This is a genomic window from Klebsiella sp. CN_Kp100, assembly GCF_040065315.1.
Classification (GTDB): domain Bacteria; phylum Pseudomonadota; class Gammaproteobacteria; order Enterobacterales; family Enterobacteriaceae; genus Klebsiella; species Klebsiella oxytoca.
The window spans coordinates 75,603-90,004 of sequence record NZ_JBEAIJ010000059.1 but is presented as its reverse complement, the minus strand read 5'-3'; the positions used below and the strand labels follow the sequence as shown (position 1 = coordinate 90,004).

Below are 14,402 nucleotides of genomic sequence, written 5' to 3'. Positions count from 1 at the left end.
GCGCGTGTCCGAGGTAACATTTTAAGTGAAAACAGAGTATTTACCGGGCATCGCTCTGTTCCGCGCCGACAAAATATTGGCGATTAAAACAGTGCTGTCTTGTATGGTACTTCGGAGGGCGCTGAATATCTGGTAATTGATAAAAAACATAATCCGTGAATAAGAAAAATAAATAGACAAGCGGCATGGTATTCCTATATGGCATTTTTATCGGCTCATCCCTGTCGCCTGAAAAAAGTTAGCGAAGTATTAAAACATGTGATCTGCCAAACAAAAAACCGGGTTCTAATACCATTGAAGGCTGACAGGATCACATAAATAAAAAAACATAAATAATTAATAAAAAAACATAATGGCATCTGTAGGAGGGAAAAGTAAAAAATGCAGACTTTACAGAAACCGGTTTCATTTTTTCGTAAAGGAGTGATGTATGTCTGCTGGCGACAAAATTTCTGTCAGAGAAAAAGTAGGTTACAGCCTGGGGGACGCAGCGAGCCATATTGTATTTGACTCCTCCGTTGCCATCTTAGCCTACTTCTATACCGATATTTATGGTCTACCGCCCGCCGTGATGGGGACGATGTTTTTGCTGGTTCGTCTGCTGGATGCGATTACCGATCCGATTATGGGGGCGATTGCGGATGCCACCTCAACCCGCTGGGGGCGCTTTCGTCCTTGGCTGCTGGCGATATGCGTCCCCTTTGCGGTGAGCTGCGTGCTGGTTTATTCCATTCCATCTTTCTCTGACTCGGGAAAAATTGTTTACGCCGTGGCGGCATATATATTCATGACACTGATGTATACCGCGATAAATATCCCTTACTGCTCGCTGGGCGCGGCGCTGACTTCCGATCCGCGTGAAAGCCTCTCTCTGCAATCCTGGCGTTTTGCCATCACGCCGATTGGCGGTGCGCTGGGTACCGCGTTTATTTTACCGCTGGCTGATCTTCTTTATCCGGGCGATCGGGCGACGGGTATTCAGGTCTCCATGGCGATATTTGGCGTTATAGGCTGCCTGATGTTTGTCGTCTGTTTCGCGACCACTAAAGAGCGCGTTCAGCCGATTAAAGAAGAAAATCTGAATATTGCCCGCGACGTGAAAATTCTCTTTCGTAACGATCAGTGGCGTATTCTTTCCGTTTACAATTTTATGATGCTGGTCGCCGTGGTGATTCGCGGCGGCGCCGTCGTTTATTATGTTAATAGCGTGCTGCACAAAGGCGCCGACGTGATTACGGTATTCATGCTTGGTGGGATGTTTGCCTCCATGCTGGGCTCGGTGCTGGCAAAACCGTTCGGTACGCGTTTTTGTAAAGTCAGACTCTCTTTCTGGATTAACCTGTTGACCGCTGCGCTGGGGGTCGTGTGCTTTATTGTACCGGTGCAATATTGGCTTCTGGTGCTTGGGGTCCATATTCTGATCTCCATTATTCAGGGCGGTAACGGCGCGCTGCAGTGGTCGATGATTACCGATGTGAACAACTACGGCGAATGGAAAACCCAGCGGCGTATTACCGGTATGAACGTTGCGGCCAATATCTTTGTGATAAAACTGGGCGTCGCCGTCGGTGGGGCGATCCTTGGCTGGATATTAGCCTATTACCATTACGCCGCTAACACCACGGTACAGCCGGCTTCCGCCGTACAGGGGGTGGTGCTGTTATTCACGCTGGTACCTTCTGTTTTTTATGTTCTTACCGCAGTCTCTATTAAATTCTATGGCTTAACTGAAAATAGAATGAACGGCATCGTTGATGATTTGAAAAACGGAACTTTTGCTGAATCCTGATTAAACACTAAAAAAGTGCAAGGGCTATCTGATTTATTGCCTCCGGATAGCCCGGTGGTATCCGGGATGACATATACAATAACGTAATTAGGGATGTTAAAAATGAAAGTGAAATATATCGCTCTGGTTATGAGTGCCGTATTTTCTGGCGGTCTGCTGGCCGCCCAAAATAATAACTCTGTGGATATTGAAAAACGGTTAGCACAGCTTGAACAGCGTTTAATTAACGCTGAACAGCGGGCCGCCGATGCGGAAGCGAAAATTCAGACGCTAACCCAGCAGCAGAACGTGGCGGCGAAAAATGCGCCAACCGTGAAGGTCGAGTCTGCGGAGCCCGTCGCACCGGGCGCGGCGCCAACGAAACTGACGCTCTCTGGCTATGGGGATATCAAGTTTTACGGCGATGTCGAATTCAACATGGACGGCGCCAGCAGCAGCGGTAGCCTGACGTCGGTAAAAACCTCTTCGAATAAAAACTGGGCGCCGGGTACTAAAGAACGTTGGGATATTAACGGCCGTATTCTGCTGGGCTTCGATGGTATGCGCAAAATGGATAACGGCAATTTCGCCGGTTTCTCCGCCCAGCCGCTGGCCGATATGACCGGTAAGATGAACCTTGATGATGCGGTATTCTTCTTTGGCCGGGAAGATGACTGGAAGGTCAAAGTTGGTCGTTTCGAAGCCTACGATATGTTCCCGCTGAATCAGGATACGTTTGTCGAATACTCCGGCAACACGGCTAACGACCTTTATAGCGATGGCTACGGCTATATTTACATGATGAAAGAGGGCCGCGGCCGTAGCAGCAGCGGTGGCAACTTCCTGCTCAGTAAAACGATAGATAACTGGTATTTCGAACTTAATAATCTGGTGGAAAATGGCAGCACGCTGTTCCGGGACTCCAGCTATCACGGCAATAACCTGGAAAATGAGAAAAACGTTGCCTATTTACGTCCGGTGATTGCGTGGAATAGCGGTCGCTTCTCTACCGCCGTCGCGATGGAAAAGAACGTCGTGAAGAATGCTTACGGTTATTACGACAATCGCGGCAGTTGGATCGACCAGTCGGACCGCACCGGCTATGGCTTGACGATGTCATGGAATGGACAAAAAACCGATCCGGAAGATGGGGTCACCACTAACCTGAACGTGGCCTATATGGATGCCTCCGATGAGAAGGATTTCACCGCAGCTATTAACTCCCTCTGGCATCGTTTTGAACTGGGTTATATCTACGCCCACAACAAAATCGACAAGTTCAACTCGGCTAATTATGTCTCTACTTGCGACGATGGCTGCTGGATCTCCAACGTGGGTGACTACGATATCCACACCATTCACGCGTCGTACCTGTTCCCCAATGTCATGGATATGAAGAACTTCAATATCTACCTTGGCGCTTACGCCTCGTGGATTGAAGCGAAACCAACGGATGGCGACAAACATGAAGACTCCCGCTACGGCGGCCGTCTTCGCTTCAAATATTTCTTCTGATCAAAGCCGAGCCCGCATTGCGCGGGCTCTGGTCATGATGCCATTACGCCTCCTGCGGAGGCTCGAGTTAACAGGACAACACCATGTATGACAGTAAAGCGGGGACCCCGCTGGAAGGGTTTGCCGAATTTGCCGCCGCCGCCGCTGCCGAGGGCGCGGTGCTGCTGAGAAACGATCGCGGCATGCTGCCGCTTGACGTTCAGCAGCCGGTTTCGTTATTTGGCCGTACGCAAATTGACTACTATCGTAGCGGTACCGGCTCGGGCGGGGCGGTAAACGTGGTGAGCCGAACCACCTTGTTGCAGGCCATGCGCGCGCGCAGCGGGGGGAAGCTCAATGCGCAGCTGGCCGCGCTTTACGAGAGCTGGACGCAACAGCATCCTTTTGACAACGGCGGCGGAGGCTGGGCAGCTGAGCCCTGGTATCAGCAGGAGATGCCGCTGAGCGATGAGCAGATTCGTCAGGCCCGCGCCGTCTCGACCCAGGCGGTGATTGTCCTTGGCCGTACCGCTGGTGAAGATCAGGATAACGCGGATGTTGAAGGCGGATACCGGCTCACGGCCGATGAAATGATGCTGCTACATCAGGTCTGCCGCGAGTTTGACGATGTGGCGGTCGTGCTGAATACCGCCGGGCTTATCGATCTCGCATGGGCCGACGATCCGCTGCTGCGTACTCGCATTCGCGCGCTGCTGTACGTGTGGCACGGCGGCGCCGACGGGGCGCAGGCGGCGGCTTCGCTGCTCTATGGTAAGGTAACGCCATCCGGCAAGCTGGTGGGCAGCATCGTCAAATCGCTGGATGACCATCCGGCATCGCCCTGCTGGGGAGCGGAAGCGCAAAACCTCTATCAGGAGGATATCTACGTCGGCTATCGCTACTTTGAAACCTTTTGTCCCCAGCGTCTGCAGTTTCCTTTTGGGTTTGGTCTCTCCTATACCCGCTTCACCCTGCAATCGGCGCGGGCGGAAGCCTTTGGCGACCAGATCAAGGCGACCGTCGCCGTAACCAACGACGGCGCGCGTTTTGCGGGCAAAGAAGTCGTCCAGATTTACCTTCAGGCGCCGCAGGGCGCGCTCGGGAAACCGGCCAGGGCGTTGGTGGCCTTCGCCAAAACCCGCCTGCTGCAGCCGGGTGAAAGTGAAACCTTAACGTTATCGATTCCGCTGGAGCGTTTTGCCTCCCTCGACGATAGCGGGGCTACCGGGCATCCCCATTGCTACGTGATGGAACCCGGACTGTATCGTTTATTGATCGGTAACAGCGTGCGCGATCTGCAACCTTTGCCGGTAGACGGAGAGGCGGGGTACACGCAGAAGACTCTGCGGATCCTCTCCCGCCATCAGCAGGTGCTGGTGCCAACGGTACCTTTCGTGCGCATTAGGCCCGCTGGCGATGGCGGCGATGGGCGCTACCAGATCGAATGGGAAGAAGTGCCGCGGCGGAAGATCAACCTGCGCTCGCGTATTGAGGAGCGCCTGCCAGAGAGCATCACTCTCACCGGCAACCAGGGGCTTACCCTCAGCGACGTTGCGGAAGGGCGCGCGACGATGAACGCTTTTGTTGCTCAGCTGTCGGTGGAGGAGCTGGCCTGTCTGGTGCGCGGGGAGGGCATGTGCAGCTACAAAGTCACCCCCGGCGTCGCGTCGGCCTTTGGCGGAGTGGCGGACAGCCTGCTGGAAAAAGGCATTCCGCTGGCGTGTGCCGCCGACGGGCCTTCCGGTATTCGCATGGATAACGGCGCAAAGGCCACTCTGCTGCCCAGCGGTACGCTGCTGGCCTCCAGCTGGGACCCGATACTCGTGGAGCGTTTATACGTGATGGAGGGCAAGGAGCTGCTGCGCAACGGTATCGACCTGCTGCTGGGGCCGGGGATGAACATCCAGCGCCATCCGCTCAACGGGCGCAATTTTGAATATTTTTCCGAAGATCCGCTTATCACCGGGATGATGGCGGCGGCGGTGGTGCGCGGCATTCGCAGCGGCGGCGGCGTGGCGACGCTTAAGCACTTTGCCTGTAATAATCAGGAGTTCGCCAGAGCCACAGCGGACTCGGTAGTGTCGGAGCGCGCGCTGCGTGAAATCTACCTGAAAGGCTTTGAGTACGCGGTGAAATCCGCCGGCGCCAGCGCGGTGATGACCGCCTACAACCCGGTCAACGGTTACCAGGCGGCCTCCAGCTACGATCTCACCACCACCGTACTGCGCGAAGAGTGGGGCTTTCGCGGGATCGTCATGACCGACTGGTGGGCAACGATGAACGATCCCATCGATGGCGGCGCGGCGAGCACCCGCAACACCGCGGCGATGATCCGCGCGCAGAACGATCTCTATATGGTGGTCAATAATAACGGCGCGGAGGTTAACGCTGCCGGTGATAACACCCTGGCGGCGCTGGCAAAAGGGGAACTCACGCTCGGGGAGCTTCAGCGCTGCGCGATAAACATCCTCGATTTTATGCTGCAGACTCAGGCCTTTAAGCGTGGGGAGGCGCCCCGGGCGAATGTGATTCACCTGGCGGCAGAACCGGCCTGCGCCGCCGGCTGCGAGGGGGCAATTAAAATCGCCGAGCAGTCGCGTTTGCGCTATGACGAGGACCTGGTGCTGAGCGTTGAACAGGCGGCAGTCTACGATGTGCTGGTCAGCGTGTACGCCGACGGCGCGCCGCTGGCGCAAACCGCCGGCAATCTGCTGCTCAATGACCAGTTCGTGGCAACGATACACACCCACGGCACGCTCGGCCGGGAAATGGTGCAGAAGCTGTGTCGGGTTGCGCTACAGCCGGGGAAATACCGCGTGGGGTTTGCCGTTATCAAGCCGGGTCTGGTGGTGGAGTGGCTGGAGCTGAGGCGCGTTAACGACTAACCGTGGCAGACGTTCAGGTCGCGTGCGGCCTCTTCGCGAGCCGTTATCTGGCGACGGATGCGGGCTATCGACCCGCCCGTTAACGCGGAAGCGAACGCCCCAATTTGGTGCGATTCTGGCTGACGGCAGAGCCTGAACAAGCATAATAACGGGTTGTTTTTTATTCAGATAAGCGCGGCGTTACGCTATGCCGCTGCGCTGTGCTACCTGGCATAATTAATGCTTATCTCTCCCGGGGATGACCTCAAAGTGAGTACAACCGGAGGAGACGACCATGATAAAAATAACGCTTCCTGACGGGCATTATTATGATGAGATGCTTACCGCACAGGGAGAGCAGCGTCAGCACTATAACGCCTGGTGGCAATGGTTTCGCAGTACCGATCAATTCTCTATCCGGCAGAAAAAAGAGCAGGCGGAGCTGCTCTTTCACCGCATCGGCATCACTTTTAACGTCTACGGCGAAGACGAGGGGACCGAACGTCTGATCCCTTTCGACAGCGTGCCGCGCATTATCCCCGCCGGCGAGTGGCAGCGAATCGACCGCGGCATCCGCCAGCGGGTGAAAGCGCTCAACGCCTTTCTTTACGATATTTACCACGATCAAAATATCCTGCGCGCGGGACTGATCCCGGCCGAACAGGTGCTGGCGAATGAACAGTATCAGCCCTGTATGCAGGGAATAAATTTACCCAATAACACCTATGCTCATATCACCGGGGTTGATATGGTGCGCAACAGCGACGGCCAGTATTACGTGCTGGAGGATAATCTCCGCACCCCCTCCGGCGTCTCCTACATGCTGGAAAACCGCAAAATGATGATGCGGCTCTACCCCGAAATGTTCGAACAGCATCGTATTGCGCCGGTAGAACGCTACCCCAGCTATCTGCTGCAAACGCTGCGCGAAAGCTCGCCCGTGGACGACCCGTGCGTGGTGGTGATGACCCCAGGGCGGTTTAACAGCGCCTATTTTGAACACAGCTTTCTGGCCCAGCAGATGGGCGTTGAGCTGGTGGAGAGCGCGGATCTGTTTATTAAAACCGGGGCGGTGTATATGCGCACCACCGAGGGGCCGCGGCGCGTGGACGTTATATACCGGCGGATCGACGATGCGTATCTCGACCCGCTGGCCTTTCGCGCCGACTCTATGCTGGGCGTGCCGGGGCTGCTGTCGGTGTACCGCGCCGGAGGCGTGGTGCTGGCGAATGCCATCGGCACCGGCGTCGCCGACGATAAATCGATCTACCCCTTCGTGCCGGAGATGATCCGTTTCTATCTGGGCGAGCAACCGATCCTCAGCAATATTCCCACCTGGCAATGCCGTAAAGCGGAAGATCTCAGCTACGTGCTGAGCCATCTTGAGCTGATGGTCGTGAAGGAGGTTCACGGCGCGGGCGGCTACGGCATGCTGGTCGGTCCGCGCTCGACCAAAGAGGAGCGCGAAGCGTTTCGTCAGCGTCTGCTGGCAAACCCGGCCAACTATATCGCCCAGGACACCCTGGCGCTGTCAACCTGCCCGACCTTTATAGAAGAGGGGCTGGCGCCGCGCCATATCGATCTCCGGCCCTTTGTCCTTTCCGGTCAGGAGATCCGCCTGGTTCCCGGCGGCCTGACGCGGGTGGCGCTAACCGAAGGCTCGCTGGTGGTGAACTCGTCGCAGGGCGGCGGCACCAAGGATACTTGGGTGATGGAGGAGGACGAATCATGTTAAGCCGCACAGCGAGTGAACTCTTCTGGATGGCGCGCTATCTTGAGCGCGCGGAAAGCTATGCCCGGGTGCTGGACGTGACCTGGAAGCTGTCGATGATCCCCCGCCACAGCCAGCAGTCGCGGGATTTAGCCTTGCCGCTAAATCTATCGTTGACCCACGAGCTGTTTCAGGCCCGGCACGCGCGTTTCACCATGAGCAACCTGCTTAATTTTTTCGCCCTCGACGGCAACAACCCGTACAGCATTTTTAGCTGCGTCGAGATGGCGTGGAACAACGCCCACGCGGTGCGCGGCAGCCTGTCGGCGGAAGTGTGGGAAAGCATCAACGCCACGCGTATTGAGCTGCGAAAACTGCGCCAGCAGGGGATCGGCGAGCTGGGCAACGACGCCTTCTTTGAGTGGGTAAAAGAGCGGGTTCATCTGTTTCGCGGGGCGATTCTCGGCACGCTGCTGCGTAACGACGCTCTGAGCTTTATCGGTATCGGGACGCTGATCGAACGGGCATCCGCCACCGCCCAGCTGCTGCTGATTAAGGATCAGCAGTTAAATAGCGATCCCGATCCGGTCCGCGAGTATTACCGGCTGGATACGCTGCTTAACGCGGTCAGCGCACGCGAGGCCTATAACAGCATCTACCGCCAGCCGGTCAGCCGCGAAACGGTGATGGAGCTGCTGATCCTGCGCAACGATGTGCCGAGATCGCTGCGAGCGAGCATTTCCGACCTCGTCGGGCAGCTGGAGCAGATTGCCAACGATCGTTCGCACCTGCCGCTGCGCCTGGCGCACCAGCTTAACGTCGACCTGCGTTTTAGCACCCGCGACGATCTGGCGCAGGCTGATTTGCAGGTCACCCTTAATGCACTGCTGGCGCGGATTAACGCGCTTTCCGACAGCATCAGACAAACCTATCTGGAGGCGTTATGAAACTGGTAATCGATCACCTGACCCGCTACGGCTACGATGAAGAAGTGAAGTTTTCAACCCAGTACCTGCGCCTGACGCCGCGCAGCAGCGGTCGGCAGAAGATCACCGCCTGGACATTAACCCTGCCGGACGGTTCCGCCGTCGCCACCACCGACGCGTGGGGCAACGTGCTGCACGTGCTGACGCTGGATAATCCGCATAAAGAGATTACCATCCGCGCCAGCGGGATCGTCGATATCGTGGAAGAGGGGGAAGAGATTGGCGCGGAGCCGCAGGAGCTGCTGTCGCCGCTGGTTTTCTTGCGCTGTACCCCGCTTACCCGCGCTGACGGCCCGATCCGCGAATTTGCCCAGCGCTGGTATCAGCCGGAGGCTCAGGAAGCGAGCCTGAACCGGTTAATGGCCGAGCTGCTGCTGAGAATGCCCTATTCGCCGGGCGCCACCCAGGTACAGGACTCGGCCGCCGACGCGTTCGCGCGATCGAAAGGGGTTTGCCAGGATCACACCCATGTGTTTCTCGCCTGCTGCCGGGCGCTGGCGATCCCGGCGCGCTACGTCAGCGGCTATGTCTACAGCGATAACGCCGAGCATGTCGCTATGCACGCCTGGGCCGAAGTATGGCTGAACGATCGCTGGCAGCCGTTTGATATCACGAACAATACCCGCCGTCTGAATCAGCATTTGCGGCTGGCGACCGGGCTGGACTATCTTGATGCGTGTCCGGTGCGCGGTACCCGCCTCGGCGGCGGCGGAGAAATTTTGTTAACTAACGCTGAGGTGCGCGAGCATTCACAGCAGGCGCAGCAGCAATAACCGCAGGAATGAAACGATGACCTATTGCGTGGCCATGTGTTTGTCAGATGGACTGGTGTTTGCCTCAGACTCCCGCACCAACGCGGGAGTGGACCATATTGCAACGTTTAAAAAACTGCACGTTTTCCATCAGGATGGCGAACGCGTCATGGTCCTGCAGTCTGCGGGTAACCTGGCCACGACTCAGAGCGTGATTAGCCTGCTCAGCGCCCGCATTCGTACCCAGCAGGAACCGAATCTGATGCAGGTGACTTCGTTATACGACGCGGCGATGCTGATCGGCAAAACGTTGCAGGAGGTGATTCAACGCGACGCCAGCAATCAGCAGAACTGCGGCAATACCAACTTCAACTGTAACCTGTTGCTCGGCGGGCAGATCGCCGGGGAAACGCACCGGCTGTTCCATATCTATCCGGAAGGCAACTTTATTGAAGCCACGCGCGACACGCCCTATTTCCAGATTGGCGAGAGTAAATACGGCAAACCGATCATCGACCGGGTCCTGTGCATCGATACCCCGCTTGAGCAGGCGATGTGCTGCGCGCTGATCTCGATCGACTCCACCTTGCGCAGCAATCTTTCGGTGGGACTGCCGCTGGACACGCTGCTCTACCGCAGCGGTAGCCTGAGCAGCGCCGGGCAGCATCGGATCACCGAAAGCGATCCCTATTTCAATACCATTCGCAAAGCGTGGTCCGAGGGGTTACAAAGCACCTTCCTGCAACTGCCGCCGTTCACGCCGGGCGGCCAGGATCAGGGGGCGAAATAGCGTCCCGGCGTCATGCCGGTCATGGTGCGGAAAAAGTAGATAAAGGCGCTATCGCTGGCGAAATCAAGCGTCATCGCGGTATCGGTAATCCGCTGCCCGGTAGCCAGCATCTCAACTGCCTTCATTAATCGCCACTGCTGACGCCACTGCTGGTAGGACATACCGGTATCGCGGCGGAACAGGCGGCTGATGGTTTTTTCGCTGGCGCCGCAGCGGGCTGCGAGCGTCCCAAGCGCCGGCGGTAGCGCATCGCCGGAAAGCTGCGCCAGCCGTTTATCCTGCGGCAGCGCCAGCATCATCGGCTCCTGGGCGGCGGCGCGAATTTCCGCCTGGCACAGGGCCGCGAGATGCCGCGCCGGCTCGGTTTCCCAGTCGGTATCCCAGGGGCTGGCGCTGATACGCTCTAAGAGTTCGCGCAGCAGTGGCACCACGTTGAGTATCGCCGCCTGCGTTGGCAATTGAGGGTAACGCTGCGGCTGAAACCAGACTGAACGATAATCGACAATATTTTTCATCTCCGCGCGATGGCTGATACCGGCCGGGATCCAGGCGGCGCGTCCCGGCGGAAGCAGGCACAGCAGCGCGCCATCGTCGAGCGTCAAACGTACGCATCCCTGACGGGTAAACAGGATCTGCGCCATCTTATGCTGGTGGCTGCCGGAGTCATGGTTACCCAGCGCCGACTGCACGCCAATCAGGCTTTTTATTAACGCATCCGGATCGAATGCCGCATCAGCGTCAAGCCAGGCCATAATGTCTGATTTCCGATATTTAAAGTCATTATATTTATAATGTTCGATAAACGGCTTACCTACAATAGCGCCTCTTGTTTATCAGGAGGTAGATATGTTGGGACGTGCCGCGCTGGTACTGGTTACTGCGCTATTGATGTTTCCGCAAATAGCGGAAACGATTTATAGCCCGGCGCTGACCGATATCAGCGCCCGGTTTTCCGTGAGCGCAGCGCAGGCGGCGCAAACGCTCTCCGTATACTTTATCGGTTTTGCCGTCGGCGTTCTGTTGTGGGGCGGATTCAGCGATCGCTACGGTCGGCGCCCGGCCCTGCTGGCGGGGTTAGGTGTCTACGCGGCGGGGTGCCTGCTGGCGCTGTGGGCCAGCGATTTTTCGCTGCTGCTGGTGGCGCGGATCGTCACGGCCGCTGGCGCGGCAACTGGCTCAGTGGTGACGCAGACGGTTCTGCGGGACTGCTATAGCGGGCGGCAGCTGGCGGGGATTTTTTCGTTTATCGGCCTGGCGCTGGCGGTGAGCCCGGCCATCGGGGTCTATATCGGCGGTGGGTTGACCGCCATCTGGGGTATGCGCGGTGTATTCAGCGCGCTGGCGATTTTTGCCGCCGCGCTCCTGCTGGGCTGCCTGTGGTTGATGCCGGAAACGCGCCCGCATAACCTCAGGGGAGGGTCTTTTCTTGACGTGCTGAGGCGGATGGCGGGCGACAGGCGTATCGCTCTGGCGGCAATTCTGGTGGCGGCATTTAACATCAGCCTGTTCAGCTACTACAGTCTGGCTCCCTTTCTGTTCGCCAGATTCGATCTCGATGCCCTGGCCTTTGGATACAGCGGCGTGGCGCTTGCCGCGGGTTCGCTGTTCGGCGCGCTGCTTAACCGCCGTCTGCTGCGTCAGAATGTCCCGCTGGGGCAAATGCTCGCGATCGCCTGCATCCTCCACCTGGCGGGCGCTGCCGCCGTGTACGTGCTGCGGGAATCGCTGTGGTTTGTGGCGCCGGTCGCGCTGGTCACCCTCGCGTATGCGATGGCGATCCCGCTGGTTCTGGGATCGGCGCTGAGCGCCTATGGCGACTGTCGGGGCACCGCCGGCGCCATTTTCGGCTTGTTTTATTATCTTCTGATAGGCGCCGGTCTGCTGGCGGCCGGATGGGGGCAATCGCTGGGCGCATCGCTGCTGCTGTGCGCTGGGGTAAGCCTCATCGCCGGGTGGCGCTATATGCACTCGCTCAACGACGCATAAGGCCGATTTCTGGCAAAGCTTAGTGATTTAATTTCTTTGTTATTTAACGCGTTATCTCACATCTTCGGGGGAGCAAAACGATAACGCGAAAAGGTAGCTTCAGGAATGGCAAAAAGCAGATCGGCCTATTTGCATCCGCAGCAGCGCGAGCGGATTCAGCAGTTGTCCCGCAGCTGGCTGTGGCGCAGCGAACTGCCGACCTGGCTATTGATTTTTGCGATCTACGGCGGCTGGTTTGCCTCGCTGGCCTGGTGGCGCGCGCTGGGGCTGTTCCCGGCCACGCTGCTGCTGGTCTGGTTCACCGCCTGGTATATGTCACTGCAGCACGAGCTCATTCACGGCCATCCCACTTCGCGGCCGTGGTTTAATCAACTGCTGGGGACCCTGCCGCTGGCGGTCTGGTACCCCTATGGTCTGTATCGCGACTCGCACCTGGCGCACCATAATCATCATCTGCTGACGCAGCCGGTTGACGATCCGGAATCCTACTATTTTACGCCGCAGAGCTGGCAGCATTTTGCCCCCTGGCAGCGCAGTCTTATTCATCTGCGCAATACGTTTATCGGCAGGCTGCTGGTAGCGCCGCTGCTGGATATTGCCCAGACGCTCAGCTGCGCGCTGACGGCGCTGCGTCTTCGGCGGGTGAAAACGCTAGCGATGTGGCTGGTTCACGGCCTGCTGCTGGCGGCGCTGTTCGCGTGGATGCATCACCTTGACTTTTCGCCGCTCTATTTCGTGCTGGCTGTCAGCTATCCTGCGCTGGCGTTAACCAAAGTGCGCTCTTTTCTTGAGCACCGCGCCGCGGACGATCCGCTGGCCCGTTCGGTGATTAACGAGGCGGGACTGGTCTGGCGGGTGCTGTTCCTCAATCTCAACTACCATTCAGTGCATCACGATTTGCCGGGCGTACCGTGGTACGGGCTGCGAAAAATCTATCTGCATAATCAGGCGGAGTATCAGCGGCGCAACGCCGGGTTTGTGGTGCGCGGCTACGGTGAATGGCTGCGGCATTTTTTTGCCAGACCGGTGGCGGTGAATGCGCATCCCGGGTTCAACCAGCAGGGTAAGGCGGATGAAGAGCATGAGTGAAAGGCTGGCGTTTCCGATGTACGCGGTGAATGACGAGGATACTCAGGCGCTCTGGCGGGCGGTGCGGCAGCTGCTGGCGGCTCGCGGCGTGGTGGATGAGGATGGGCTGTCATATACGGTACCTGAGGATCTGCTGGCGCACTGGCGCCATCCGGCGCTGCTGTTGAGCCAGACCTGCGGTTATCCGCTGGTGACGCTGTTGGCGAACGTGCAAACGGTCGGCTGTTTTCACTATTCGGCGCCCGGATGCGAAGGGCGGAACTACCGCAGCCTGCTGGTGGCGCGTGAAGCGGACGGAGGGAAGTCGCTGGCAGATTTTCACGGGCGTCGGGTCGCGTGCAATTCGCCGGATTCCCAGTCCGGCTATAACGTGCTGTTAAAAATGATCGCGCCGCTGTCGCGCGATGGGCGTTTCTTCTCAACGGTCGCGTTTAGCGGCAGCCATCGCCAGTCGCTGCGTGAACTTCAGCAGGGGACGGCGGATATTGCCGCCATTGATTGCGTGACCTGGGCGCTGCTGCAGCGTCATCAGCCGGAGGCGCTGGCGGGGCTGACGGTGATTGCCCATAGCCCGCTGGCCCCGGGGCTACCGCTGATTACGTCGGCGACGACGCCCGCGGCGACGCTGGAGTTGCTCAGAGAGGCATTGCAGCAGCTGGTGAGCGATGAACGCTATCAGCCGCTTTGCGAAGCGCTGTTTATCTGCGGCTACAGCGATATGCGGCGCGCGGACTATCAGCCGCTGCTGGCGTGGCGTGAAGAGGCCGCGGCCAGAGGCGTTGTGCGGCTATAGTTGGCAATTGCCCCGGGCCGCGGCGCAAGCGCCTTGCCCGGGCTACCCGATCGCAGGCGGCTGTGAACCCGTAGCCCGGTCAGCACAGCGCCACCGGGAAGCAAGTCGCAGCGCGGTCAGCGAGTCGAATTCAGGCGTTGACGTCAATTGGCGTAGGGGAGCGTCGGGC

At 58.0% G+C, this 14,402-nt stretch carries 11 protein-coding genes; 10 read left to right on the top strand and 1 reads right to left on the bottom strand.

What is annotated here, in order from left to right:
• Window positions 1-430: 430 nt before the first annotated feature.
• The 7 genes from ABLV12_RS26275 (at window position 431) to ABLV12_RS26245 (ending at window position 10,365) form a co-directional block, all read left to right on the top strand.
• Window positions 431-1,789 (top strand): glycoside-pentoside-hexuronide (GPH):cation symporter, encoded by a 1,359-nt coding sequence (locus ABLV12_RS26275; RefSeq protein WP_049593013.1) that lies wholly within the window; start codon window positions 431-433, stop codon window positions 1,787-1,789.
• Between the two features lie 102 nt (window positions 1,790-1,891).
• Window positions 1,892-3,283, top strand: a complete 1,392-nt coding sequence (locus tag ABLV12_RS26270) for a carbohydrate porin (RefSeq protein WP_004103222.1) — start codon at window positions 1,892-1,894, stop codon at window positions 3,281-3,283.
• Between the two features lie 83 nt (window positions 3,284-3,366).
• On the top strand, window positions 3,367-6,147 hold the full coding sequence (locus ABLV12_RS26265) for a glycoside hydrolase family 3 N-terminal domain-containing protein (RefSeq protein WP_348867474.1): 2,781 nt from the start codon (window positions 3,367-3,369) through the stop codon (window positions 6,145-6,147).
• Between the two features lie 274 nt (window positions 6,148-6,421).
• Window positions 6,422-7,861 (top strand): circularly permuted type 2 ATP-grasp protein, encoded by a 1,440-nt coding sequence (locus tag ABLV12_RS26260; protein WP_064371951.1) that lies wholly within the window; start codon window positions 6,422-6,424, stop codon window positions 7,859-7,861.
• Window positions 7,855-8,784 carry an alpha-E domain-containing protein gene (locus ABLV12_RS26255; RefSeq protein ID WP_004103215.1) on the top strand — a complete coding sequence of 310 codons (930 nt, stop codon included), beginning with the start codon at window positions 7,855-7,857 and terminating at the stop codon, window positions 8,782-8,784. The genes ABLV12_RS26260 and ABLV12_RS26255 overlap by 7 nt, the downstream gene beginning before the upstream one ends.
• Window positions 8,781-9,596 (top strand): transglutaminase family protein, encoded by an 816-nt coding sequence (locus tag ABLV12_RS26250; protein WP_004103213.1) that lies wholly within the window; start codon window positions 8,781-8,783, stop codon window positions 9,594-9,596. Before ABLV12_RS26255 ends, ABLV12_RS26250 begins: the two co-directional genes overlap by 4 nt.
• Window positions 9,597-9,612: 16 nt before the next feature.
• Complete coding sequence (locus ABLV12_RS26245) at window positions 9,613-10,365, top strand: proteasome-type protease (protein WP_047721043.1); 753 nt, start codon at window positions 9,613-9,615, stop codon at window positions 10,363-10,365.
• Here the strand turns inward: ABLV12_RS26245 and ABLV12_RS26240 are convergent.
• The gene (locus tag ABLV12_RS26240; protein ID WP_348867473.1) at window positions 10,350-11,117 is read right to left on the bottom strand and encodes a helix-turn-helix transcriptional regulator; all 768 of its coding nucleotides are present in this window, start codon (window positions 11,115-11,117) and stop codon (window positions 10,350-10,352) included. The two genes, ABLV12_RS26245 and ABLV12_RS26240, sit on opposite strands and share 16 nt — an antisense overlap.
• 94 nt (window positions 11,118-11,211) lie before the next feature.
• Between ABLV12_RS26240 and ABLV12_RS26235 the strand changes: the two genes are divergently transcribed.
• From ABLV12_RS26235 to ABLV12_RS26225, 3 genes are all read left to right on the top strand, one after another.
• A complete protein-coding gene (locus ABLV12_RS26235; RefSeq protein WP_024274384.1) occupies window positions 11,212-12,351 on the top strand; it encodes a multidrug effflux MFS transporter in 1,140 nt (379 codons plus the stop codon).
• Between the two features lie 105 nt (window positions 12,352-12,456).
• Window positions 12,457-13,440 (top strand): fatty acid desaturase, encoded by a 984-nt coding sequence (locus ABLV12_RS26230; protein WP_024274383.1) that lies wholly within the window; start codon window positions 12,457-12,459, stop codon window positions 13,438-13,440.
• Window positions 13,433-14,233 carry a PhnD/SsuA/transferrin family substrate-binding protein gene (locus ABLV12_RS26225; protein WP_032704698.1) on the top strand — a complete coding sequence of 267 codons (801 nt, stop codon included), beginning with the start codon at window positions 13,433-13,435 and terminating at the stop codon, window positions 14,231-14,233. Before ABLV12_RS26230 ends, ABLV12_RS26225 begins: the two co-directional genes overlap by 8 nt.
• Window positions 14,234-14,402: the final 169 nt, after the last annotated feature.

What these genes read in the sequence shown, in the direction of transcription:
- ABLV12_RS26275 (WP_049593013.1), top strand. Translation starts at nt 431, where the DNA reads ATGTCTGCTGGCGACAAAATTTCTGTCAGAGAAAAAGTAGGTTACAGC.
- ABLV12_RS26270 (WP_004103222.1), top strand. Translation starts at nt 1,892, where the DNA reads ATGAAAGTGAAATATATCGCTCTGGTTATGAGTGCCGTATTTTCTGGC.
- ABLV12_RS26265 (WP_348867474.1), top strand. Translation starts at nt 3,367, where the DNA reads ATGTATGACAGTAAAGCGGGGACCCCGCTGGAAGGGTTTGCCGAATTT.
- ABLV12_RS26260 (WP_064371951.1), top strand. Translation starts at nt 6,422, where the DNA reads ATGATAAAAATAACGCTTCCTGACGGGCATTATTATGATGAGATGCTT.
- ABLV12_RS26255 (WP_004103215.1), top strand. Translation starts at nt 7,855, where the DNA reads ATGTTAAGCCGCACAGCGAGTGAACTCTTCTGGATGGCGCGCTATCTT.
- ABLV12_RS26250 (WP_004103213.1), top strand. Translation starts at nt 8,781, where the DNA reads ATGAAACTGGTAATCGATCACCTGACCCGCTACGGCTACGATGAAGAA.
- ABLV12_RS26245 (WP_047721043.1), top strand. Translation starts at nt 9,613, where the DNA reads ATGACCTATTGCGTGGCCATGTGTTTGTCAGATGGACTGGTGTTTGCC.
- ABLV12_RS26240 (WP_348867473.1), bottom strand. Translation starts at nt 11,117, where the DNA reads ATGGCCTGGCTTGACGCTGATGCGGCATTCGATCCGGATGCGTTAATA.
- ABLV12_RS26235 (WP_024274384.1), top strand. Translation starts at nt 11,212, where the DNA reads ATGTTGGGACGTGCCGCGCTGGTACTGGTTACTGCGCTATTGATGTTT.
- ABLV12_RS26230 (WP_024274383.1), top strand. Translation starts at nt 12,457, where the DNA reads ATGGCAAAAAGCAGATCGGCCTATTTGCATCCGCAGCAGCGCGAGCGG.
- ABLV12_RS26225 (WP_032704698.1), top strand. Translation starts at nt 13,433, where the DNA reads ATGAGTGAAAGGCTGGCGTTTCCGATGTACGCGGTGAATGACGAGGAT.